The sequence below is a fragment of the Rhizobium sp. SRDI969 genome (genome assembly GCF_025152725.1).
GTDB classification, from domain to species: domain Bacteria; phylum Pseudomonadota; class Alphaproteobacteria; order Rhizobiales; family Rhizobiaceae; genus Rhizobium; species Rhizobium leguminosarum_I.
In genome coordinates this window covers 1,588,811-1,612,241 of the sequence record NZ_CP104035.1, presented here as the reverse complement: position 1 = coordinate 1,612,241, position 23,431 = coordinate 1,588,811, and the positions used below count along the sequence as shown (strand labels likewise).

25 protein-coding genes and 1 pseudogene are annotated in these 23,431 nt (G+C 59.1%); 14 read left to right on the top strand and 12 right to left on the bottom strand.

Annotated elements, in window-relative coordinates; all coding sequences use genetic code 11:
* Window positions 1-128: 128 nt before the first annotated feature.
* Window positions 129-608: an Lrp/AsnC family transcriptional regulator gene (locus tag N2A41_RS08135; RefSeq protein WP_003547666.1), complete on the top strand. Its 480-nt coding sequence runs from the start codon at window positions 129-131 to the stop codon at window positions 606-608.
* A gap of 53 nt (window positions 609-661) precedes the next feature.
* On the opposite strand, the gene N2A41_RS08130 is transcribed toward N2A41_RS08135, so the two are convergent.
* Entirely contained in the window at window positions 662-1,123 is a 462-nt protein-coding gene (locus N2A41_RS08130) for an Lrp/AsnC family transcriptional regulator (RefSeq protein ID WP_012757075.1), read from the bottom strand.
* A 123-nt stretch (window positions 1,124-1,246) separates the two neighbouring features.
* On the opposite strand from N2A41_RS08130, the gene N2A41_RS08125 reads away from it, so the two are divergent.
* Window positions 1,247-2,038 (top strand): phenylalanine 4-monooxygenase, encoded by a 792-nt coding sequence (locus N2A41_RS08125; RefSeq protein WP_168274295.1) that lies wholly within the window; start codon window positions 1,247-1,249, stop codon window positions 2,036-2,038.
* A gap of 109 nt (window positions 2,039-2,147) precedes the next feature.
* Here the strand turns inward: N2A41_RS08125 and N2A41_RS08120 are convergent, their stop codons facing one another.
* On the bottom strand, window positions 2,148-2,852 hold the full coding sequence (locus N2A41_RS08120; RefSeq protein ID WP_170280501.1) for a type 1 glutamine amidotransferase domain-containing protein: 705 nt from the start codon (window positions 2,850-2,852) through the stop codon (window positions 2,148-2,150).
* A gap of 80 nt (window positions 2,853-2,932) precedes the next feature.
* Window positions 2,933-3,439: a YybH family protein gene (locus N2A41_RS08115; protein ID WP_260110677.1), complete on the bottom strand. Its 507-nt coding sequence runs from the start codon at window positions 3,437-3,439 to the stop codon at window positions 2,933-2,935.
* 350 nt (window positions 3,440-3,789) lie between these two features.
* Here N2A41_RS08115 and N2A41_RS08110 point away from each other — a divergent pair, with 350 nt between their 5' ends.
* The 7 genes and pseudogenes from N2A41_RS08110 (at window position 3,790) to N2A41_RS08080 (ending at window position 10,026) form a co-directional block, all read left to right on the top strand.
* Entirely contained in the window at window positions 3,790-4,515 is a 726-nt protein-coding gene (locus N2A41_RS08110) for an SDR family NAD(P)-dependent oxidoreductase (protein ID WP_222383759.1), read from the top strand.
* Window positions 4,509-4,979, top strand: coding sequence for a RidA family protein (locus N2A41_RS08105; RefSeq protein WP_260110676.1), 471 nt, complete (start codon window positions 4,509-4,511; stop codon window positions 4,977-4,979). The genes N2A41_RS08110 and N2A41_RS08105 overlap by 7 nt, the downstream gene beginning before the upstream one ends.
* A 40-nt stretch (window positions 4,980-5,019) precedes the next feature.
* Entirely contained in the window at window positions 5,020-6,024 is a 1,005-nt protein-coding gene (locus N2A41_RS08100; protein WP_260110675.1) for an enoyl-CoA hydratase/isomerase family protein, read from the top strand.
* Window positions 6,025-6,177: 153 nt separating this feature from the next.
* A pseudogene (locus tag N2A41_RS08095) lies at window positions 6,178-6,710 on the top strand (hypothetical protein).
* A 33-nt stretch (window positions 6,711-6,743) separates the two neighbouring features.
* Entirely contained in the window at window positions 6,744-7,367 is a 624-nt protein-coding gene (locus tag N2A41_RS08090; protein WP_260110674.1) for an isochorismatase family cysteine hydrolase, read from the top strand.
* 283 nt (window positions 7,368-7,650) lie between these two features.
* Window positions 7,651-8,319: a VOC family protein gene (locus tag N2A41_RS08085; protein ID WP_170258122.1), complete on the top strand. Its 669-nt coding sequence runs from the start codon at window positions 7,651-7,653 to the stop codon at window positions 8,317-8,319.
* A 420-nt stretch (window positions 8,320-8,739) separates the two neighbouring features.
* A complete protein-coding gene (locus tag N2A41_RS08080) occupies window positions 8,740-10,026 on the top strand; it encodes an epoxide hydrolase family protein (protein WP_260110673.1) in 1,287 nt (428 codons plus the stop codon).
* Between the two features lie 131 nt (window positions 10,027-10,157).
* Here N2A41_RS08080 and N2A41_RS08075 read toward each other — a convergent pair whose 3' ends face one another.
* On the bottom strand, window positions 10,158-13,004 hold the full coding sequence (locus N2A41_RS08075) for an ATP-binding protein (RefSeq protein WP_260110672.1): 2,847 nt from the start codon (window positions 13,002-13,004) through the stop codon (window positions 10,158-10,160).
* A gap of 266 nt (window positions 13,005-13,270) precedes the next feature.
* On the opposite strand from N2A41_RS08075, the gene N2A41_RS08070 reads away from it, so the two are divergent.
* On the top strand, window positions 13,271-13,921 hold the full coding sequence (locus N2A41_RS08070; RefSeq protein ID WP_260110671.1) for a response regulator transcription factor: 651 nt from the start codon (window positions 13,271-13,273) through the stop codon (window positions 13,919-13,921).
* A 94-nt stretch (window positions 13,922-14,015) separates the two neighbouring features.
* Here N2A41_RS08070 and N2A41_RS08065 read toward each other — a convergent pair whose 3' ends face one another.
* Window positions 14,016-15,029 carry a L,D-transpeptidase family protein gene (locus N2A41_RS08065; RefSeq protein WP_162118393.1) on the bottom strand — a complete coding sequence of 338 codons (1,014 nt, stop codon included), beginning with the start codon at window positions 15,027-15,029 and terminating at the stop codon, window positions 14,016-14,018.
* Between the two features lie 160 nt (window positions 15,030-15,189).
* Between N2A41_RS08065 and N2A41_RS08060 the strand changes: the two genes are divergently transcribed.
* Window positions 15,190-16,083, top strand: a complete 894-nt coding sequence (locus N2A41_RS08060) for a LysR family transcriptional regulator (RefSeq protein ID WP_170262697.1) — start codon at window positions 15,190-15,192, stop codon at window positions 16,081-16,083.
* Window positions 16,084-16,130: 47 nt separating this feature from the next.
* On the opposite strand, the gene N2A41_RS08055 is transcribed toward N2A41_RS08060, so the two are convergent.
* From N2A41_RS08055 to N2A41_RS08035, 5 genes are all read right to left on the bottom strand, one after another.
* Window positions 16,131-17,015: a hypothetical protein gene (locus N2A41_RS08055; RefSeq protein WP_260110670.1), complete on the bottom strand. Its 885-nt coding sequence runs from the start codon at window positions 17,013-17,015 to the stop codon at window positions 16,131-16,133.
* Between the two features lie 71 nt (window positions 17,016-17,086).
* Complete coding sequence (locus N2A41_RS08050; RefSeq protein WP_017963954.1) at window positions 17,087-17,401, bottom strand: hypothetical protein; 315 nt, start codon at window positions 17,399-17,401, stop codon at window positions 17,087-17,089.
* 110 nt (window positions 17,402-17,511) lie between these two features.
* Complete coding sequence (locus N2A41_RS08045) at window positions 17,512-18,093, bottom strand: BA14K family protein (protein ID WP_260110669.1); 582 nt, start codon at window positions 18,091-18,093, stop codon at window positions 17,512-17,514.
* Window positions 18,090-18,257: a hypothetical protein gene (locus N2A41_RS08040; protein WP_170280486.1), complete on the bottom strand. Its 168-nt coding sequence runs from the start codon at window positions 18,255-18,257 to the stop codon at window positions 18,090-18,092. Before N2A41_RS08040 ends, N2A41_RS08045 begins: the two co-directional genes overlap by 4 nt.
* Before the next feature lie 197 nt (window positions 18,258-18,454).
* Complete coding sequence (locus N2A41_RS08035; protein ID WP_162118389.1) at window positions 18,455-18,853, bottom strand: DUF1236 domain-containing protein; 399 nt, start codon at window positions 18,851-18,853, stop codon at window positions 18,455-18,457.
* Window positions 18,854-19,054: 201 nt separating this feature from the next.
* Between N2A41_RS08035 and N2A41_RS08030 the strand changes: the two genes are divergently transcribed.
* The gene (locus N2A41_RS08030) at window positions 19,055-19,321 is read left to right on the top strand and encodes a hypothetical protein (RefSeq protein WP_017963950.1); all 267 of its coding nucleotides are present in this window, start codon (window positions 19,055-19,057) and stop codon (window positions 19,319-19,321) included.
* 96 nt (window positions 19,322-19,417) lie between these two features.
* Here N2A41_RS08030 and N2A41_RS08025 read toward each other — a convergent pair whose 3' ends face one another.
* Complete coding sequence (locus N2A41_RS08025; protein ID WP_170280624.1) at window positions 19,418-20,251, bottom strand: class I SAM-dependent methyltransferase; 834 nt, start codon at window positions 20,249-20,251, stop codon at window positions 19,418-19,420.
* 415 nt (window positions 20,252-20,666) lie between these two features.
* On the opposite strand from N2A41_RS08025, the gene N2A41_RS08020 reads away from it, so the two are divergent.
* Together N2A41_RS08020 and N2A41_RS08015 are read left to right on the top strand one after the other, a co-directional pair.
* Window positions 20,667-22,055: a sensor histidine kinase gene (locus tag N2A41_RS08020; protein ID WP_017963947.1), complete on the top strand. Its 1,389-nt coding sequence runs from the start codon at window positions 20,667-20,669 to the stop codon at window positions 22,053-22,055.
* Between the two features lies 1 nt (window position 22,056).
* Window positions 22,057-22,680 (top strand): response regulator, encoded by a 624-nt coding sequence (locus tag N2A41_RS08015; RefSeq protein ID WP_017963946.1) that lies wholly within the window; start codon window positions 22,057-22,059, stop codon window positions 22,678-22,680.
* A gap of 25 nt (window positions 22,681-22,705) precedes the next feature.
* Here the strand turns inward: N2A41_RS08015 and N2A41_RS08010 are convergent, their stop codons facing one another.
* Window positions 22,706-23,212, bottom strand: coding sequence for a hypothetical protein (locus N2A41_RS08010; RefSeq protein WP_260110667.1), 507 nt, complete (start codon window positions 23,210-23,212; stop codon window positions 22,706-22,708).
* Between the last annotated feature and the right edge of the window lie 219 nt (window positions 23,213-23,431).

Genomic DNA, 23,431 nt, shown 5'->3' with positions numbered 1-23,431 from the left:
TCTTTCCTCCAGAGGAGATTGCATTTGATATGCAAAGTGTGGCCCAAAACGCGTGCAAAGTTCTTGCATTCTTTATGCTCTGGGAAGAGATTATGCACGATCCGTGAGTGTATTGGAGATCTCGTGCAATGGATGAGCCGCTCGATAAATTGGATTTGCGCCTGCTCCAGGAACTTCAAAAAGACGGCAGGCTGACGAACAACGAATTGGGCGAGCGGATTGCGCTTTCACCGTCGCAATGCTCGCGCCGGCGCACGAGACTGGAGGCTGAAGGATATATCCGCAGCTACCGGGCTCACCTCGATCGGCAGAAGCTAGGCCTCGATATGCTGGTGGTCATTTCCGTGACGCTCGCGACCCACAACAGAGACAATGCCCGCCGATTTTCGCAGCTGATCAACGGACTTCCGGAAGTTCTCGAAGCCTATGCCTTGACCGGTGAAATGGATTATCACCTGACGGTGGCGACCCGCGGCCTCGCCGACCTCTCGAAATTCGTCAACGACGTGCTGTTGCCCCACGAGTCGGTGCAGCACGTGAAGACATCGATCGTGCTCGACACGTTGAAGACATTCGAGGGCTTTCCGGTGCTGATGCCGGGACATTGATGGCGACAACACGACATTGATGTCGACGGCATCGCCCTGCGTAAATATCTAAATCAGAGCGGCAGTTCGGTCGAGAATTTCAGCTCGCGCAGCACGAAGCTCGAGACCACCGTGCGCACATGCGGGTTGCGCATGAGATAGCGGGTCATGAAGGCTTCGTAACTTTCCACGTCGCTTGCTCTTATCTTCAGCATGTAGTCGAAGGCCCCTGACAGGGCGTAGCACTCCATGATCTCCGGCCGCTCCAGCACCATCGAAGCGAAAGAGGCGACCGCCTCCTCGTGGTGATCCTCCAGCGTCACATGCGCGATCACACAGAGCTTGAGATCGAGTTTCCCAGGATCGAGCAGCGTCACCCGCTTGCGGATGACGCCGTCGGCTTCCAGTTCCTGGATCTTCCGCCAGGCCGAGCTCTGCGACATGCCGGCCTTTTCCGCCAGGTCGGCCAGCGAAAGGCTGCCGTCGGCCTGGACGAGTTGCAGAAGCTTGCGGCGAAAATTCCCAGGTTCTTTCATTTTCTGTATCTCGTTCGGGAATATTTTCCACGATTATGGCGACAGCCAGCATGAAAGGAAAGAAAATTCTCCAAATTCGGATCATAATGGCAGCAATAGCGCCGTGCATGGGAGGATCAGCACATGACCAAGGAAAGCAGCTACACCGCCAAACTGCCCGGCCCGGATGGTTTGTATGACTACACTCCGGATGAAGATGCGATCTGGGGTGAACTCTACCGGCGTCAGATGACGCTGCTTTCCGACATGGCCTGCCGCGAATATCTGGACGGCGTCAAAATGCTGGGGCTCAAGCCCGACAAGGTGCCTCAGCTTCTCGATGTGAACAGACGCCTGAACGAGACCACCGGCTTCGGCGTCGAAGGCGTGCCGGCGCTCATTCCGCCCTCGCGCTTTTACGAGCTTCTGTCGCAAGGCAAATTCCCGCTCGCAACCTTCCTGCGCCGTCGCGAGCATATCGACTATATCGAGGAACCGGACCTGTTCCACGAGGTTTTCGGCCATTGCCCCATGCTGACCAACCAGAGCTATGCTAATTTCGTCCGGCATTTCGGCGAAACCGCCGTTCGCCTCGGCAAGGGCTATTCCTGGCATCTGTTCCGGATCTTCTGGTTCACCGTCGAATTCGGCCTGATCAACACGCCGCAGGGCCGCCGCTGCTTCGGCGCAGGCATAGTCTCATCGCCCAGCGAAGCGAAGGCGGCAATGGAAGGCAAAGCATGCGAATTCCGGCCGTTCGATCTGCTGAGCGTGCTCCGGACGCCCTACCGGATCGATATCCTCCAGCCGATCTACTATGTCATCGACAGCTTCGCCGATCTTGAAGCGATCGTGGAACAGGATATCGAGGGCACGATCCTCAAGGCCAAGTCGCTGGGTGATTTCGCCCCGGCTTTCGAGGCCAAAGCTTCGTGAGTTGCGGATGATAGGCCGGGATCCCTACATAAGAAGCGTTTCGTGGTCGCAAATCAAAGGGCTTGCGACCACGACCTGAATTTGTCAGCCTGGCCACGTCAGTCGTCGCTCACGCTGCATTCGAACCGGCCGTAGATTGCTTGGCGAGTAGTTTGACCAGGGCCTGCGCCCCGGCAGTGGAAGAAGCCGGGTTCTGTCCGGTGATCAACCGGCCGTCCGTGATGGCAAAGCTCTGCCAGTTCGGCGCTTTTTCATAGAGTCCGCCGAGCCGCTTCAACTCATCTTCAACCAGGAACGGCACGACGTCCGTGAGCTGGACCTCTTCCTCTTCGCTGTTCGCGAATCCCGTGACGCGTTTTCCTTTGACGATCGGCGCGCCCTTGTATGTCACCCGATGCAGCACCGCAGGTGCGTGACAGACAGCCGCAACCGGCTTACCGGAATTGTAGAAGGACTCGATCAGGGAGATCGAATCCGGGTTGTCGACCAAATCCCACATCGGTCCGTGGCCGCCCGGATAGAATACCGCGTCGAAGTCCTGCGAGCGCATGTCCGTCAGCTTCAAGGTGCTGGCGAAATCCTTCTGCGCCGCTGCGTCCTGCTTGAAGCGAGTCATCGCCTCCGTCTGGTTTTCCGGCAGATCGCTCTTCGGGTCGACCGGTGGCTGACCGCCCTTGGGCGAGGCGAGGACGAGTTCAACGCCGGCATCGCGAAAGACATAGTAGGGCGCAGCTCCTTCTTCGAGCCAGAAGCCCGTCTTTCGGCCGGTGCTGCCAAGAATGTCATGGGACGTAAACACCATCAGGATCTTCATCTGTCGACTCCTTCTTGTTCGACCGCAGTCAAAACCGGCTGCGTGAAGAGAAGTATGGCAAGTTTCCGCTCGCACCACAGTTACACATTGGTATCGGCGATACCTTGGTATTGGCTATCTTTCGCCCTCCCCCCAAAAATCAAACGTTGGTAGTCCGCAAGCATCTTGGGGTCTTCGACGGAACCGTGGTGGTGGAGTTGGCGCCAGGTGTCGTTCATTCGAACGAACCAGCGTGTCGTGCGAAAGGCGACATCGAGCCTCTCCTCAGGTGTCTCGCATCGACCTCTTTCGCGGCCGACAAAGAGGTGCCAGTCTTCTCCGCCCTGGCTCGTGAAGTCGTGGAACGCCACCTGGACCTTCGCCTGACCTTCGAAAAGCCTGGAATACCCCTCGGCAATCGCGCCCCAACCGCGTCGGATTCCGCCGGTGGGATTGTCCATGCTCGGAGCGTCGCCCTCGACCCAGATAGCTTCCAGCGCCGTCATGTCGGCAGCGTTGAACGCCCTGTAGAACTCTATCAGCGCGTCTAGAGGACCGTCGCCGGTCTTCGCCTCGTTTCCCGTTATCTCTCGAAGATACCTCTGCATGTCAGAACCTCTTTCCGTTTGGTTTCAAAGGAGCGCCGGCCTGGGCTGGCTTGCTGAGGATGCGGAAAGAAAAAAGCGGATTCCATTAGACGATGGTGTCGTCAACGCGCGGAGTCGGTTTCCTCCGGTGATTAGCGCTCGGTCTCGCCATCCGACCCAAAGGTATCGGCGACACCTTCGTACAATAGGCGGCGACCGGTTTTGGCGAGATGTTCTTGCCAGAACGGTGACGGAATTTTCGAAACCGTTCCCGGCTGAAGGCCGGCATCAGCACACAACTCGCGATCGAGGCAGCGCCGGGCCGTTGGTGGTGGGCGGCTGGTCGGTGCGTACCAATAACGGAGGCGGAAATGAGCCTGCACAAGACAGTGGTGATCACCGGCGCATCCCAAGGGATCGGCGCCGGCCTCGTGAAAACCTTCCTCGATAAGGGATACAATGTCGTCGGGACGTCGAGACGCATCAGCGAGACGACCGCGTTCGAGCGCGATAACAGGCTGGCGTTGATCGACGGCGATGTCGCCGATCCAGAGACCGCCGAGCGTGTGGCGCAGCGGGCCGTCGAGCGGTTCGGGTCGATCGACGCGCTGGTCAATAACGCCGGCATTTTCGTCACCAAGCCTTTCCTCGACTACACGATCGATGACTTTCGACGCCTCACAGCGACCAACGTCGAAGGCTTCCTTCACTTCACTAAGTCCGCTGTCAGGCAGATGCTTCGTCAGAAGTCGGGAGGAAGCGTCGTCACCATCACGTCGTCGCTGACAGATCATCCCATCGCCGGCGTGACGGCGTCCGTGCCGATGATCACGAAAGGCGGCCTCAATGCCATCACCAAGAGCCTGGCGCTGGAATTCGCCAGGGATAACATCCGGGTTAATGCAGTGTCGCCGGGTGTGGTCGATACGCCGCTGCATGCGACGAACCCAAAAGATTATCTCAAATCGCTTTCGCCGATGGGAACGATCACGGCCGTCCAGGAGATCGTCGACGGTGTCGTCTATCTGACCGAGTCAGCGAATATCACCGGGGAGGTGCTGCACGTCGACAACGGCGCACATTTGGGAAAATGGTAGGCCGCGACTCGGAGGGGCGCCTGCAGGAACTGGGGATCGTGCTGCCTCCCCCGCCGATGCCTTTCGGCGCCTATGTCGAGGCGATCCAGTCAGGGCCGCTGCTGTTCCTGAGCGGCATGCTTCCGGTGGTCGGCCACGATCCCGTCTACTTCGGGCGGGTCGGCGAGGAGCTTTCCACCCTTCAAGGCTATGATGCCGCGCGCACCGCCTGCCTCAGCGGCATCGCGGCCGCGAGGTCGCACCTGGGATCGTTGAACTCCGTTCGTCGCATTTCCAAGCTCGGCGTCTATATCGCGACATCCCACACGTTCCGCGAACATCCGAAGGTGGCAGACGGAGCCTCCGAGCTTCTGCTCGACATCTTCGGAGCGGAAAGGATTCCGCCGCGCATCGTTCTCGGCGTCACCAGCATCCCGCTCGGAATGCCCGTCGAAATCGAGCTCATTCTTGAAATCGAGCCCTAGCGAAGGATTGCGCTGACCAACCCCAGACATGGAGACAATCATGACACTTACATCATCGAAAAGGTTGCGGTCCCGGCTTGCTCTTTCTGTCGTCGCCGCGTCATCCACGTTTCTGACAGCCTCGGCGGTCCTGATGCTGCCGGCGCTTGCGCTCTCCGGCCAGTCGCCACTCAAGCTGGACAGCACGGCACAAGCAAAACCCGCGTCCGAAACGGCGCACGAATCCCAGATCAAAGTGGACAGGCGGACGCCGGCCTATTGGCGGGTGACATTCGACAACCCTCCGTTCAATATTTTCGGTCCCGAGACCATTCCGCAACTCGAGAAGGTTATCGCCGACATCGAGACCGATCCGAACCTCAGGGTCGTCGTATTCGACAGCGACGTGCCGGGCTTTTTTCTGACCCATTACAATTTCACGCCGCCTCTGGAGGAGTCGACGAGCCTTCCGTCAGGGCGCACCGGCCTTCATCCGCTTCCCGACATGCTGGTGCGATTGAGCAAGGCGCCGGTCGTATCGATCGCTTTGATCCGTGGGCGCGCCACCGGGGTCGGAAGCGAGCTCGCCCTGGCAAGCGACATGCGTTTTGCGAGCCGCGAAAAGGCCATCCTTTCACAATGGGAGGTCGGCGCCGGCTTCGTGCCGGGCGGCGGTCCCATGGCGCGGCTTCCCAGGCTGATGGGCCGAGGGCGCGCACTGGAAGTCCTGCTCGGATCCGACGACATCAACGGCGAACTGGCGGAGCAATACGGTTACGTGAACCGTTCCTTCGCAGACGACAAGCTCGATGCCTTCGTCGACGCCCTTGCAGCGCGCATCTCGGGATTTGACCGGAGAGCCATCGCGGATACGAAACGGCTGGTCGATTTCGCCAGCCTGCCGACCGACCCGGAAATCGGTGCCGGCTGGGACGCCTTCATTTCTTCGGTCCAGCGCCCCGTCGCGCAAAAGAACATCGGCAGGTTGATGGAGATGGGCCTGCAGACGAACCCCGACATCGAGTCCAGGCTCGGCCATTACACGCAGACTTTGGCCGACAAGTAGGCTGAAGAGGCGCCGGCGTGAACTGGCAGGTCGCACGGCACCTACCGCAATATTCGGTAACGGTGTCCCTGTGATGCCACAGAATCCACTTCACGGGCATCGCAGGCCTTGGCTCGCGAGCCTGCACATCACCATGAACAACGGAGAAATGACATGCACATCGTTGAGAACCAGATCGTCGATTCAAGCTTTTCCGCCATCATCAATGCTCCGATCGAGAAGATTGATATCCCCAAATGGTGCTTCGCCTTATCCGAGAAGGACTATCAGGGTTGCTCTCCAGCCCACATCACGGCTGGCTTCACCACGACGCCGGACGGCAGACGGATGTCGATCAATGTCGAGACCATCGGCGGCAGTCTGATGGTCCAGCATTATGTCGAGACGCTCGGCGAGAGGGATCATCTGATCCTCGACTCCGACTCGGACGTGTTCACACCGTCGGGACGTACAACCATCCATGTGACCTGGGAACTAAGCGCCAAGAGGCTCGACGACGCGAAATGCGAGTTCACCAACCGCGTCAGGTCCTACGCGACTGACGAGATGCTTGCCTTCCTCGACCGCCAGGGGATTCCATTCGACATCTTCCGGACGCAACGCCAGCCGATGTCCATTGCCCATAACAAGGGCGAGACGCGCTTTTCGCCGCAAGCATAGAGCGCGCCGCGCTTCGCAACGACTGATCACCTAAATCCAGTTGCCGCACGGAGAGCACCATGAAACCTCTATCATATGATCCAAATAATACCGGCCTCGTGGTCGTCGACCCCTACAATGACTTCATTTCCGAGGGCGGAAAGATCTGGCCTCGGATCAAGGACGTGGCGGAAGCGAACAACTGCGTGCCACACATGCAGCAGGTCCTGTCCGCAGCGCGTGCTGCGAAGCTTCGCATCTTTTTCGCCATGCATCACCGGTACCGGGAAGGCGATTATGAGAACTGGAAATTCGTGGCGCCGATCCAGCGCGCTGCGTGGCACCGTAAAAGTTTCGAGTTAGGGACCTGGGGCGGAGAATTCCGTGCCGAGTTCGTTCCGGCCAAAGGCGAGATCGTCGCCTCGGAGCACTGGTGTTCAAGCGGATTTGCCAACACCGATCTCGATTTGCAGCTGAAGCGACACGGCATCGAGAGGATCATCGTCATCGGGCTGGTCGCTCACACCTGCATCGAAGCCACGGTCCGCTTTGCCGCCGAACTCGGCTACGACGTCACGGTGGTAAGGGACGCCGTTGCCGACTACTCGCACGAGATGATGCACGCGGCGTTGGAAATCAACATGCCCAACTACGCCAGCGCCATCGTGAATACGAGCGATGTTGTTGGAGCGCTTGCAGCATGACAAGCACGTCGCGCGGCGCCAAAGCGGCCCTCTGCGGACACACTCCGCCGGGGGCGAGCGCACGCCTTGTGAACAAAGGCTCTTGGTCTGCTCTGTCGGACAAACGAAGGCGTTTCTTGCGTGCGGGCGTCAGAGGCGCCTGGCGCGGCCCTCATCGACCATCGCGGATCATCGCCGCAACGATCGACCGACACCATGGGACAATGGACGGCCGCACTGCGCTGGCGCATCGTCCGCAGCGTCAAGGGCAATGCCCATCACGCTCATTACGGGAGAATTGAAAATGTCCATCCAGGAACCCAACAGGACTGCCGCAGAGAAGGTGCATGACGTCGACATGAAGCTCGAAGTCGTGGTTATTCCGGTTTCCGACGTCGATAGCGCAAAGGCCTTCTACACCGGGCTTGGCTGGAGGCTGGACGCCGACGTTTCCGGCGCGAGCGGGTTCCGGGTGGTTCAGGTGACGCCGCCTGGCTCGCCGTGCTCGGTGATCTTCGGCAGCGGCGTCACCTCCGCCAAGCCGGGTTCCGCGCAAGGCCTTCATCTGATCGTTTCCGACATCGAGATGGCTCACGCGGCGCTGGCCGCCCGAGGTGCCGCGATGAGCGGTGTCTTTCATGATGTCGGCGGCGTTTTCCATCATCAGGACGACGAGGGTCGTCTTGCCGGACCGCATCCAACTCGCGGGAGCTACTCATCTTTCGCATCGTTCAGCGATCCCGATGGAAACGGCTGGCTCTTCCAGGAGGTGACGGCCAGGCTGCCAGGGCGCATCGACGCCACCGGCGCGGCATTCTCATCGGAGAGCGACCTTGCAAGCGCCTTGCGCCGTGCCGCGGCTGCCCACGGCGAACACGAGAAGCGCACCGGCGGCAATCATGATGAGAACTGGCCGGACTGGTATGCGCAGTACATGATCGCCGAGCGCTCAGGACGGCCGTTGCCCGACTGATGGCTCATTTTGTACTGCCGACATGTGCCATGGGAGCCTTCGAAGAGTGCTTCCGGCTGCTGAGAGCAAGGCCGCAGCAACTGTTGCGATCGAACCTGGATTGGGGCCGCCATCTGCGATGATGGCGGCCTTTTCTTTTGCCATGTTCGAACTCCCCGTTCCAATGGAACATCGGGCGCGGCCTCGCCCAGTTCGCTCGAATTTTAGCCGACCGGACGAGCGAGAGATGCCCGCTTTGATGACGACATCAACGAGCCTCGTTGCTCCCAATGTCGGCCTGTTCGACACGCTCCAAAGGCCCTTTTTGCCATCCGTATTCGGAACCGATCCAATGGTATCGGCAACACCTTGGTGCAATAGAACCTCACTTCCGCACATGAGAGCTTTGGCGCGTCGAAATTCTGAACCCAGGAGACCCCCATGTCATCCATCTCATCCCCAGTCACTCGCCGCACTCTTTTGGCAACCGCCGCGGCCGCGGGCGCGCTCAGCATCCTTCCAGCCTCAATCGCCCTAGCCAAAGCCGGTGGAGAGGAAATTCGTCCCTTCACATACAAGGCAACCGATGCCCAACTCGACGATCTCCGTCGCCGCATCGAAGCAACGCGCTTTCCGGAGCGCGAGATCGTCAATGACAATACCCAGGGCGTTCAGTCCGCGACCATCGAAAAGCTCGCCAGGTATTGGGCCAAGGACTATGACTGGCGAAAGGTCGAAGCCAGGCTGAACGCCCTGCCCCAGTTCACCACCAAGATCGACGGAGTGGACATCCACTTCATCCATGTGAAGGCCAAGCGCGACGGCACCTTGCCCATCATAGTGACACATGGATGGCCGGGGTCGATCATCGAGCAGATGAAGATCATCGAGCCCCTTACCAATCCGACTGCACACGGCGGCTCGGCGTCGGACGCTTTCGACGTCGTCATCCCTTCAATTCCGGGCTACGGCTTTTCCGGAAAGCCGACCGAAAGGGGCTGGGATCCCATCCGGATCGCGCATGCCTGGATCGAACTCATGAAACGCCTCGGCTACTCGAAATATGTCGCTCAAGGCGGCGACTGGGGCGACGCCGTGACTGAGCAGATGGCACTGATCGCCCCGCCGGAACTGGTCGGCATCCACGTTAATATGCCGGCCACCGTTCCGGAAGATATCGCCGCCGCGCTCGGGCCGGGAGGCACCAAGCCTGCAGGACTGTCGGCCGACGAGGAACACGCCTACAACCAGCTCGATGACTTCTACAAGCATGGGCTCGGCTACGCGATCGAAATGGCAAACCGTCCGCAGACCTTGGTCGGGATCGCGGATTCACCCGTCGGCCTTGCCGCGTGGATGATCGATCACGATATCCGGAGCTACGAGGTGATCGCCCGCGTCTTCGACGGCGAGACGGAAGGCCTGACACGAGAGGATATCCTTGACAACGTGACCCTCTACTGGCTCACGAACACGGCCGTCTCGTCGGCACGCCTTTACTGGGAGAACAAGCTTGAATTCTTCGCTGTGAAGAATGTCAAGATTCCAGTGGCGGTCAGCGTATTTCCCGACGAAATCTATGCGGCGCCCCGGAGCTGGACCGAGCGGGCCTACCCGAACCTGATACACTACAACAGGCTCGCGAAGGGCGGGCACTTCGCAGCTTGGGAGCAGACGGCGGTGTTCTGCCAAGAGCTTCGCACTGCGTTCCGTTCAGTCAGAACGTAAACCCATTTCAGACGCCTGCCTGGTCGCCGGTTTTCCGGCGGCCTTGCTCCATGTGTTGACATGGACGTGGGTCCATATCTGATTTCGGTTGCGACGCAGGGACTGTCGTGCAGCGATTTTCGGCTTTCGTTTCAGCCCAGACCGTCGATCAGCATCTTTGCTCGTGACAGTTTGACGCTGGAAAATCCTTCCGTGAACTGCTGGTAGATCGGAAGGAGGATATTGCGAGCCGATCCACCTCCACCATTGCGATCGAGGAACTCGACCAGGCTGGTTCCTGCTGAAATTTGCCAGTAAATTCCGCCTTGCGTAGAGGCCTGGTGCATTGCCTGTTGGTACAAGCTTTGGACATCAGAGGCGTTGCTGATATCCTGGGTGGCTAATATCTCGCCCTTCTTTCTCAAAATCTCGGGCACCATCCACCGATAGCCTTTTTGCTCTGAAAAATGCAGAGCATTTCCGATTTCCTGAAGCGCCTCATCGAAACGACCGGCTGCCTGCAACGCAGACGCCAGCTCGCATAAGAAAAAAGGATAAAAAAGCAGGTAGGCGGCTTCACGCATTTCACCAATGCCGGATCGAAGCGCGTCAATTCCATTCATAGGATCGCCCGATCGAGCCGCCAGACTTCCCTTCACGCATAGGCCAACCGCGTGAAAAGGGCGCAGGCCATGCTGCAACGCGTGGTCGAGCAACTCTTCGCCGTATTCCTTGGCTCGATGCACCTCGTCAAGGCTTAGTGAAACGAAGGCAGCCGACCACGCGAGAGCAACACATACGACGAATGGCTGCCTTGTTTCGCGTGCTTCCCGGATCGACTCCTCAGCCGTTCGAACCGCCGCGTCCAACTGACCGCGTGAGATCAGGTTCACCGTGTTGTGGGCCATGGCGGACGTCCGAACGTCGGCACCCAGCCTCAGCATATCTTTGCGGCGATTGTCGAAGGGGAAATGCCTCGCCGCCCAATCAAGCCGTTCGCCAGCTTCCTGGTGCTCCGCCTGATAAGTTTGAGGGATTCCCACCAGCCATGCGGCCGTAGCCCGGGACTGTATGTCTCGTCCCTTGACGACGTGCTCGTATTCACGCGCAAACACCAGCGCGTCTTCCAATTCCATCGATCGGGCGGAGAACAGCCAAAGTGCGCATGTCACGCGCTGCTGGTAATCAAAGTCATCGAATGCCTTTGCCAGCGACAAGGCACCGGTCAGCACGTCCCTGCCGCGATGGCTCATGCCCCGGGTGTAAATCAGCGCGAATCCGAGAGCGCATCGCAGGACCATCTCGGTGCGGCTTCCGCTCTCCTCGCCGATCTGTTCGAGCGCTTTTTCCGCCCAGTCGCCCGCCTCGGAAACGAGCGACATGGCAGTCCAGAAGTCGCTCGTGGTGGCGGCGAGCCTTGCGCCCAGAATTCCGTCCCCATCGGGCGAGAGAGCCCATCTCAGCGCGGCACGCAGATTGTCGATCTCCCGGCGATAGCGAGCAATATCTTCGATCGCAGCCTGAAGATGGCTTTCCTCTGAAAACGGCTGAAAGAACGACAGAAAGTACTTCGCCAGCCGACGCATGGCGCGTTGGTAGTGGTCGCGGACCCCGAGCTTTTCGCGCGCGTAGACTCGCACGGTTTCGAGGAGACGCCAGCGAGGACCTGTTTCCGCTCCTTCGAATGTCACCAGAGACTTCGAGACGAGATTAGAAATAGCCAGAGCCGTTTCCGCCTCGGTTTCCCCACTCACCGCCACGGCGGCATCCAGTGTAAAGCCGGCCGGGAAGATCGCCAGATTGCAAAGCAGCTGGCGTTCGGCTTCCGGCAGCAATTCATAGCTCCAGTCCAGCGCCGCGCGGAGTGTCTGATGGCGAGGCAGAGCGGTCCTACGTCCGCCGGTGAGAAGTACAAATCGGTCATCCAACCGACCAGCGATCTGTTGGAGGCCCAAGGTCGCAGCGCGAGCTGCGGCAAATTCGATGGCAAGGGGAATTCCATCGAGATGCCGACATATCGACGCGATGGCAGACAGCCTTTCCTGGCTTGGCGAAAAATCCCATAGCAAGGCCCGGGTGCGAGCAATGAAGAGCTGGACCGCACTATGTTCCAGAGCGTTGCCGAGATCCTCGCTCGCCGGAACCTCGAGCGGGGGCACGCGATAAGCGAATTCGCCCTCGATACGGAGAAGCTCTCGGCTTGTCGCGAGCACCGATACGTTCTGGCAAGCACGCACGATCGCCTCGACCATAGCGGCGGCGGCGTCGATGACGTGTTCGCAATTGTCGATCACCAACAACATCTTCTTCGTGCCGATGGCGCGGGCCACCAGCTCTGCGGAAATGTCGTCTCCCTGAAGATGCAAATCGAGGGCTTGAGCCAGCGTTGTGGGAACGAGGCCCGGATCCGACAGGGATACAAGTTCGACGAAGAAGGCGTTGCCGTCCAGCGATGGCAGCAAACGACGGGAGATTTCCGATGCAAGTACGGTCTTTCCGATACCGCCGGGGCCGGTCAGCGTCACAACTCGGTAGGCAGAAGTCAGGTTCAGGACTTGGGTAATCGTCGTCTCGCGGCCTACCAGATCAGACGTCGAGGCCGGAATATTCGTAAAGAACGAATTCTCAGTCGACCGCGGTTGGATAGCGGGCGTCGGCATCGGCGCGTGTGCCGGTTTACGATGGCACGTCCACTCGCCAAGGATACGATAGCCTCGACCAGAAATGGTCTTCAGCAAATTCCTATCTTTTCCGAGCGCCTTGCGAATTGCCGATATGTGAACTTGAATCGTATTGTCTTCGACGATGAGTCCGGGCCAGACACGCTTCATAAGGTCGTCTTTGGATACAATATCGCCTTCCGAAACCACAAGTGTTTCCAGGATTTCGAAGGCCCGACTGCCAATGGGTACTGGCGCTCCCATGGCACGCAGCTCTCGCTTCGCGAGGTCAAGCTCCCAACCGCAGAACTCGAAAAGGCCTAGCTCGATCTGTCCCAAAGCGCTCTCTCATCCATCCAGGCAATGGTATTTAGGACCATAAAGCCACAGGAACGCCCCCTATTCCAAGGGCACAGGGCCGCGCTCCAAAGCAGCGATTCAGATTTTTTCAGAAACTCTCATAGCACTTAAGTGCCATTTTGAATCGCTATCCGCTAAAAGAAATTCCAGCAGCGATCGCGACGATCAACACTCGGACGCGAGTACAATTCATTTCCAATATCTTTGCCCGCAGAATTCTCGACACGATTCAAAGGAGAATGGCAATGTACACTGGCAACGCGCATGCAACAACGCGCAGAGAGCAGAAACTCTCACCAGAAGACGCAATCGTCGTCATCTTGAGTGACGACGATACTATTTCCTCGGCGTTGAACGCAAACATCTGCTTACAGGGTTGGCGGCCGCACCTTTATAAATCCAGAACGGAATTTCTGACATGCCCCGAGGCGGATGTTCTCGGTTGCGTTGTTCTTGATGCGAGACTCCCCGATCTGACCGCGTCTGATCTGACACATCTGATATGTTCGCATGCAATCCGTTGCCCGGTGATCGTCCTCACCGGCCATGGCGGGCAAGCGATGACCGTGAACGCAACGAAATTTCATGTCAGCTTCATACCCCAGCCCTTCGACTTAAACGCTCTGATGGAGAAGATCCACGCGGCCATTCAGGCCACGATGGAGATAGGTCGCCTGGAGGGAAACTACCGGACGCTCACGCCGCGGGAACGAGAAGTCATGAAGTTCGTGGCAGAAGGGCTCCTAAACAAGCAGGTGGCGTTCAAACTGAAGATTAGCGAGATCACCGTGAAGGCTCATCGCGGTCAGGTCATGAGGAAGATGAACGCCCGAACGTTGCCGCATCTGGTGAATATGGCAGCGAAGCTCGATATCGGTGTGGGATCCCTGCATTAGTTTGCGGTCTGACAGATAGCCGGGATGCCGGGGAGCGCCCGACATCCTATCGGCAGCAAGCACGAGAAGGGATCGGAACAGAAATAATTCCGCCTCACTTCGGGGCGGCGGGGCTGCCTGTGACGAAGTCCACGAAGACCCCTGGCTTGACCATGCCAGCCAACTCTTCGGCATCCCAGTTCGTCAGCCGCACACAGCCATGCGATCCCACCTTATCGATGAGCTTCGGCTCCGGTGTTCCATGTATCCCATAAGTCGGCTCGGTCAGGTCGATCCAGACCGTGCCGACCGGACCATTTGGTCCCTTTGGAATTGTCAGGACCTTGTCGTTCTTTCCCTGCTTGAAGTTGCGCTTCGGGTCATATCTGTAGACCGGCATCCGGGCCACGCCCTTGACCTTGTGCTTGCCTGACGGCGCCGGATTGTCTTCGCTTCCGATCGTTGCAGGATAGACTGCAAGCAGCGATCCATCCGCGGCATAGGCGAGAACCTGTCCCGTCTTCCTGTCAGCCTCGATCCTCTTGACCTTTCCTTGCCTTGGAGGGCCGGGTTCCACGACCCACACCGTATCGCCAGGAGCAAACTGCGAAGCTGGGTTAAGCGCATGCACGAGATCGATCCCCATGTGGAACCGCTCGGATAACTTCTCGGCAACGCTCGTATATCCCAAGCTCTGCATCTTTGCCTTCTCGCCATAATCTTCGGGGATCTTATCAACGAGATCCGCGGCATCATCCGCCGAGACCACATGGCTTTCAACGATCGGGGCAACGATCGGGGCATTGCCTTCCAGGCGGGAGACGACTTCCGGATCCAGCCTCCCATCGACAGGCAGATTGTTCATTGCCTCGAAGCCGGCCACGGCCTTGTTGACGTTCTCCCCGTAGTGGCCATCGATCACGCCGGGAGACGAGCCCGCACGGTCGAGCAGGACCTGAAGGCGGACGATCGCCGGGTCTGGATCTCCCGGCGCAGGCTTCTCAGTCCCAATGGAGGCGATCGACGCCGTGTTGATTTCTTCAGGCCGGAATTCCCGCGCGGAGGCGCCGCCAACGGAAAGGGCCAGAGCGAGCAGCGACATCGGCAGGGCTGTTTTCATGGACGACAAATGGCCAAAGCGGGAACTTGTTCCACTGCGCGAGAGCGGCTGGAGAATTTCGGCGCCAGCTACGTCTTCAGCGGATCCGCCGGCTTCCGTTCACGATGATTTCAATGTCCAAGCTCAGCAAATTCAGTACAACCGCCATTTGATCCGAAGGAGCTGGTGAATGCCGCGCGAGAGCGTCAATGACCTCATGGCCTTTCTGGCGGTCGCCCGAGAGAAGAGTTTTACGCGGGCGGCGGCAAAGCTGGGCGTATCTCAATCGGCGCTCAGCCATATTGTCCGCCAGCTCGAGACGCGGCTCGGAATCCGGCTGCTGACCCGTACCACGCGAGCCGTTTCGCTCACCGACGCTGGAGAACGATTGTTCCAAGGCGTGGGGCCTCACTTCGATGAGATCGAGGCGCAACTCGAAACCCTCACCGAGTTCAGGGAAAAGCCAGCCGGGAACATCCGCATCACAGCATCAGACCACGCAATAAGGTGGATCATCTGGCCGAAGCTCCAACGTTTCCTACCGAACAACCCTGACATCAAGGTGGAGCTGATCCGCGAAAACGGGCTGTCCGACATCGTGACGGAGCGCTTCGACGGGGGCGTCCGGATGGGCGAGCAGGTGGCGAAAGACATGATCTCGACTCGCATCGGACCTGATTTCCGTTTTGCCGTCGTCGGCGCACCCTCATATTTCGATGGCAAAGAGATTCCCGAGCATCCACAGGACCTTGTCCGCCACAACTGCATCAATGAGCGCCTGCCCACCTATGGGGGCTTCTGGGCATGGGAGTTCGAAGACAACGGGAAAGAGATTAAAATCCGGGTCGAGGGACAGCTTGCCTTCAACAACTCCTATCAAGGCGTGGAAGGGGCTCTGGAAGGGCTTGGATTGGCTTACATACCGGAAGACGTTGCTCTTCCCTATATCGCGGAAGGCCGTCTGAGACGCGTCCTGGAAACCTTTTCGCCATACTGGGATGGCTACCATCTCTACTATGCCAGCAGAAGGCAGTCCTCTCCAGCTTTCGTGGCGTTGGTGGACGCGCTGCGCCACCGAGCCTGACGATCGGAATCCGGCATAGTCATCCTCTTTTCTACGGCAAGCAGCGGTCACGGCGTCTTCGCGTATCTCCTGGCCTCACGCGATCTTGCCGTGCGACGGGCCGGCCTCAGTTCTTCGATCGTCGGCAGCCACCACTCGGCGTTCTCAACCGGCAGCGTTTTCGCGGGCCAGGTGCGGACGAGTTCTTCAAGTGTGGGCACCCGCCAATATCCCCAGACGTGATCCTCAGTTACACCGGGATAGAAGTCCACAACGACGTCCGGGTCGACCAGTTCGCTTGAGATGTCGGTAAAGACGACGATTCCATAGATCGTGGCCACCGGACGCCCGATCGGCGGCAAGTCGTCGCTCTGAAGCGCGTAACGATGACGCTTTCGTTCCGCAGAGCGGAGCTTGTTGCGCAGATCCAGTTCGGTCCCCTTCCGCTCCTCGGCGCGACGTCGTCTCTCTTCCGGCTCGTTTCTGCGAGCCGCCGCCTCGATATCTGGCCATCTGCGTCGGAGTTCCTCATAGGACCGGAAGGGAACGTGCCATATCCTGAGATCGCCGTCCCAGCGTGAGAATGGCACCTCGTGCAATTCGTCGACGACGGTTTTCGAATATGGCGTGCGGATTCGAAAGCCTGCCTTGCCGAGTTCAAGATATGGACTGTCGATGGGATCGAAGGCGAAGGCGTCGCGTCCCTTCGCATCCGCATGGGCGTCGGCTTCGGCCTCGATCTCGGCAAGCCATCGCCCGATGCGACGGGACGCCGTCCGTCCGGGAACGAACCAGGCCTTGCGGGCATCGCTCCAGCGGGCACGGGGGAAGCGTCTTCGGAATTGCTCGACGGTCATCCTGTCGTAGGGGAAAGAAATGTCCGCGCCGGGCTTCGAACCGTCTTCACCGGGCGGCGTCGCATCCTGATCGGCGGAGGATTTCGTTTCGGTCATGGAAGGAAACGCTGACGCGCAGCGATCGGTTTCCGCTGAGGCGCTCATTTGGCTGCCCACTGGCGACCTTCTCAGTGAATTGTCTTCGAGGGGTTCTCCGCATGCGAAATGCCATCGAGCGTCGCGATAAGCTTTTCGAACTCGTTCAAGACACGATTGAACTCAGCGTCCTGCATGTTGATGATTTCGGATATCGTCGAGGACACGGACGCGATGAGCCTGTCGATCCAAACACAGCGCTCGGCGGGCACATTTGCGAAAACCTCCCGCCGATGCGTCTTCAGCTCGCGCAGGATGCGAACGACAAGGGCTCCCCGGTCCGCTCGGCTCAAGAGCGGAAGCCTCGTCTGCGCCTGCTGGATTTCCGTTATTAGCGTCGTTGCCATCCCCGATCTCCAAGCTCTGAATGCAACCAGGTATCACAACCGTAGCGTTTGCAACACGGACTTTAGTCCGTGGCCAGGTCGTGCAATTGGGGACGTAGCGTGCGACCACATCAGTAGCTTGTCGCAACGAGATGCGACACGTCGCAGCTGCGGCGCGGTCCTTCCCATGGTTGATACGTATTGTCTTCCGGTCGATACGACTTGTAGCGAGCGGCGCACCAGGCTGCCGCCTGTGCATTCACTTTCGTGCCGACGCCCTCATCGGCCTCGGCGACGATCCGTTGAAACGGCGAAATGCACTCGCGAGTCTCGCCGCCATAGGATCGATAGCTGTTGGTCGCGGGATCAAAGGAGCGGTAGCGGTCCGCACACCAAGCAAGATGCTCGGCCGAGACTCTTGGTTGTGGCGTCTGAACTTTGGTCGACGGGCGACCAGAATCCGGTGTCGCCTTTGACGTCGCGAGCGTCGGCGCTTCGGTCACATAGCTGGAGTAGAGAGGCGGAATTCGTTCATAGTGCTGCTGCCGAAGATCGACTTTCACGGGCGTCGTGGTCCAGAGATCGCGCGATGCAAGGTCATTGAAGGTATGAGACTTCGAATCCGCCACCACGTGGGAGGCGACAGATGCAGCCGCCACGCAAGCCCCGACCGAGCTTAAGATGCCAAAGGCAAGGGATGCGATGGCTTTCATTGCCCCGACTCCTGCTGGTAAGCCTGTGGAACCCAGACGCGGCCGGCAGTGCTGCTACCTCGGCCGCCGGTGGCGACAAGCACGGCGAGAATGCCGGCGATTGCCAGCAGGATGACGATCAGCGGCAAAGCCAGACCACCGGATTTCTCTTCGGAATAGATCATGTTCCTCTCCCCTGTCCCGACGGCGCCGAGCCGTCGGGGCGCCGGCTAGAGCCTTCAGCACGGCGAGTGTCTTGGTCTTCGTAACAATCTTCTCTGCTTTTTCGGCCGCACGACGCTGTCGTCCGTCGTGCGGCGGTTCTCTGGTTTTAACGGTGATATTGGGGGGCAAGACGCGGCAGAGACCGCGTAGGATCAGGTCACTTGATAACCTGGATCACCTTGCGGGACGACGGCTCGACGATGACACGTTCATCATTGACCACCGCGTAAGCATAGGTCGGGTCATCCGGAACAGGCGTGACGACGACCGTCTCCGGCAGGGGCTGGCCGACGACAACCTTCTCCTTCACGACCACGCGCGCCGATGGTGCCGGAGCCTCGCGGACATAGGTGACGACCTTTTGCGGCGGCGGATCGATCGCCGTGCCAACGACTGCGCCGGCAACGCCGCCGACAGCAGCACCAACGGGGCCGCCGACAATCGCACCGGTCACAGCTCCGCCGGCTGCACCATTGACCGTCGAGGACTGGGCGAATGCGACGCCCGACATGAGGGTCGCGGCAGTTGCCGCACCGACGACAAGCTTGGAGATCATTTTCTACTCCTTCTCTTTTGAGGCGGCCTTCGTGACCGCTGCCAAACCAACTAGCTGGAGACGGGGTCGTTCCACGGCCCGGACCTCAGTCCGACAGACCCCGGCCTTTGGTCCCTAAAACCATGTTAATGTCCGTTGCCGGCGCTAGTTCACGATCAAAAGGCCCGGCACACACGGCCATAGGCAGGGAGACTGAAGGAGATGGCACGATCCAACCGTCGGGAAGCTGGACGCCGGCGCTTGGCGATGCGTTTACCGCATATGCGGAAGCTGATCATGGCAGCGTGCGACCCGTTGCAGCTTGAACTCTTCGAAGCCTACCAGATGGCAGTCGAAGCGCGCGATACTGTCCGAGGGCAGCCGTTCAATTCGAACCTGGTGCGGGAATACGACGAGACCTGCTTCGAGATCGAACAACACGTCATCCGCGCAATGCAGGAACCTTCCTTCGCGCAGCGCACTCGCTAAGTCTGCAAGCTGGTACATCTTGGCGGACAAAGCTTTTGGACATTCGATCCAGAGGAATCACGTGATTGCCACGACAGCCTACGCTAAAGGGCGCTATCAAACGCGACCGACGACGACGAACGCGCTCATGCCGCCGCACGGACGAACCCCGTGGCGTGATTCCAATTGCTCAGTCACGGCATCGACTACTTCTGAGATGCGCGCCGGCGCCCGCCTTTCGATCTCTTCCCTGAGCGGAGTGCCCTGGCAGAAGGCCACTGCGATGTCATGGGCGGCTGCAACGGAGGTCAACTCGATCCGATCGCAAGAAACTGCGTCGAATCCGGCCGAAGACACCTGTGCCTTGATCAAGGGTATATCAAAGTAGGAATATGGCAGGCGCCTGAGAAAATCCGGTGGATCGAACGGAAAAAGGTTTGCCAGACATTCGTCCACAGATCTTGCGAAGTCATTGGCCGAGAGTGAGTCCCACGTCGAAAACAAAAAGCGACCTCCGCTCCGCAACACTCTTGCAGCCTCGCTATAGGCCTTCGGCTTATCCGGAAAGAACATCACGCCGAATTGGCAGACGACGAGGTCGAACATCGAAGGCGCGAACGGCAGATTTTGCGCATCGGCGTGCATCCAGTGGGTCCGCGACAGCGTCAGCGACGGTGCGCCGACGTCGATCATCGCCTGGCTGAGGTCGGTGGCAACTAGTTCTGTTTCATGATCGAGTGTCGCCCGCAGAGCGCGTGTCAATGCGCCGGTCCCCGCAGCGACCTCGAGAACGCTGCCCGGCTTCAATCGCTCGGCGACGATGGCCATCTCCGAAGCATAGGGCTCGAAGAGGATCGGCACGAGAAGGCTGTCGTAAAATTCGGCGACGCCTTCCTCGAAGGGCGCGAGAGAAGAGGCCGATGCGGCGCGGACGCCGCTTTCGATATCCATGGAAATAGTCACTCACAAGCCTCCAAACCTGGGTTCGTCGGCCAGGAAATATGCCTGAATCTGCTGACGTCTACAGGGGTCAGACCTTGGTCCCAACCTTCTCCGACCGAAGTCCCCGGAGTGGAACGCGCGTCGCACTCCCGCCGTTTCGAAGGAGATTGAAGGAGATCCGAACATGCACCAGAGTCATAGATCCCGAGTGAATGACGCTTGCAACGCGTCCGTCTTCGCACTTGTTATCGTTCTGGCCGCCCTTCTCTACGTCTTCGGCGCAGCAATGTCCGGCGATACCGTCGGGTTAACCCAAAGCATAAGAGGCGCCGAGGTGTTCGATACCAGGAATGTGCCCTGATCCTGTTTGGAAATCGCTAAAGACGCGGTAGGTTATTCGGGCAGTCTCTTACGGTATCAAAAAATGAATTGGCTTCGCCGCTGGAATGCCCGCTCACTCGCCTCCCAGTTCTTTATCGCGGGTGGGCTCATTTCGATTGCTGCCATGTTCGTGGTGGGCTTGTTTGTAAGCCATCTCATAGACGAGACCGTCATCCACAATTCGGGCGCGGCGACGGCGCTTTATGTGGACAGCGTGATCGCGCCGCTGCTTCCCGATATGCAAACAGAGTCGCTGCTGGACGACGCGAGCACTCAGGCTCTGGACGAGACACTCGGGCAGGGTGCGCTTGGCAAGCGGCTTGTTTCGTTCAAGCTGTGGCGGAGCGACGGCACCATCCTCTATTCGAACGAGAAGGAGCTGGTGGGCAGGAAGTTTGCGGTCAACGACAAGCTGCAGAGAGCATTCGCAGGGTCTCTTGTCGCCCGCTACGAAATCGCCAGCGATCCGGAAAGCGACAAGGAGCGCGCGCTCGGCAAGCCGCTCATGGAGATCTATAACCCGGTGCTCCAGCCATGGTCCGGCCAGGCGGTCGCCGTCCTTGAGTTCTACGAGACAGCGGAAGGATTGGGCGATAGTCTGGCGCATGCCAGGCTCCGGAGTTGGGGCGCCGTCGCCGCCCTCACGGCGACTTTTTTCCTTGTTCTCTCCGTTCTGGTGTTCCGGGGTAGCCGCACGATCGAGGCGCAGCGCAGGGACCTCAAAGAACGGGTCACCGAACTGTCTGCGCTGCTGGCGGAAAACCGTGGGCTCCAGCGACGCCTGCAGCGCGCCTCCCAGCGTGCGGCAGCGCTGAACGAAACATATCTGCGCAGCATCGGCGCCGATCTTCACGACGGTCCGGCCCAGCACATTGCCTACGCCTCACTGCGACTGGACAGCGACCTGTTGATCAATGCGTCCACCCAGCCCGAAGCGCGCGAGAAGGAACTTGCCTGGATACGTTCGAGCCTGGCCGAAGCGATGACGGAGATCCGCAATATCTGCAGAGGACTGGTGCTGCCGCAGATCGAGAAGTCCTCGATCACGGAGATCGTCACGCGGGTTGTCGAAGCGCATCAGCACAAGACCGAAAGCCATGTCGAAACGATCGTCGACGAGGATGGACCGGATCTTGCCCCGGCCGTGAAGATCTGTATCTATCGCTTCATTCAAGAGGCGTTGAATAACGCTTACCGCCACGGCGGCGGCGTTCAGCAGGCCGTAAAGGCTGTCTCGCGCGACGGCCATGTTCGTATCGAGGTCAGCGATCACGGCGACGGCTTCGATCCGACCGAGGTGAGGCCAACGAGCCTCGGCCTCGTGGGGTTGCGGGAGCGGATCGACAGCCTGGGAGGATCTTTCGACATCAAGACAGGCGAAGAAGGAACGACCGTGACCATGATCTTCGAGCCAATGGAAGTGGGAGAGTAGGATGACAGCAATCACCATCGGCGTTGTGGACGATCATCCGCTTTTTCGCGAGGGCGTCACGCGCAGCCTATCGGAGATGAGCGACTTCGTCGTCGTCGGTGAAGGCGCCAGCAGCGACGACGCCGCCATGATCGCTGCGGACAATCGCCCCGACATCATGCTCCTCGATGTCTCGATGCCCGGCGGCGGACTGTCTGCGATCGAAGACGTCCTGGCGCGTAGCCCCGCAACAAAAGTGCTGATGTTGACGGTATCCGAGGAGGTGGACACTTTACTGGGAGCTCTGCAACGGGGCGCGATGGGTTATGTTCTAAAAGGCGTAGGTTCGCGTGGCCTCGCCGAAGCAATCCAAACCGTCCTGCGTGGCTCACGATATATCTCGCCGACCATGTCGGCGAAAGTCATGGAAAATTCCTTGAATGGCGGAACCTCCGACAAAAACAGTCTGACGCCACGGGAACGCGAGGTGATGGATCTTGTCGCTCAAGGCCTGTCAAACAAACATATCGGTCTGCGTCTCGACCTGCAGGAAAAGACCGTGAAGCACCATATGACCCAGATTCTGAGCAAGCTCGGCGCTTCGAATAGGACTGAAGCGGCTCTACAATGGCGCGAACGGCGCTGAAAGAGTTTATTGTCCCACTACCACTTCAACGAAGAAAGCGGCTCAGCCTGCGGGCATCGTTAGCCGTCGCCAGCCGATTTATGATCGTCCGACCCTTCGAGTCCTTCATAATGTAGCGACCGCGCTGCAGGACTTCAGTGATACCATTTGAATGACGGACGTCGATCGAGCCATCGGACGCTGCTGTCGCTTTCGTTCCAGATCCTACCGACGATCCTGTGCTCGAGGAAGAAGACCCTCCGCCGCCGGAGGAATTCCCACCGGAGGAATTCCCGGATCCGCTGCTGCCGTTGCCGCCACCGTTGCCATTCCGTCCCCCGTTGCCATTGCCATTACCGCCGCCGTTGCCATTCCCTCCACCATTCCCATTTCCTCCACCATTCCCGTTATTGCCGTCCTTTGCCTCCGCAAAGTCCACCGCCAGAACAGGAAGGGAACTGTCGAAATTCAAACTGGCTGGCAATGCGGCAGCGATGAGGGCGACGGCCGCGCCGCCGCCCAATCTCAGAAAATCGCGTTTCCGGATACTCATACCGCAGCCTCGTTCGTCCGTTCCGCTTAACCATGCAATACGACCTACGAGACTTTTCGCTGTTCCGAGTAAAGAATGCAACCGACCTAGGTAGTAGGCGCGGCAAGACTTTGGTCCGCCCCACGCAAATTGCAATGCTTTTCATCGGAAAAACGTCGCATGGTGACCTCAAGCGCACTTCTGCGAGAGGCTGTTCGTGCATCGCTGCTAAGCGCGGAA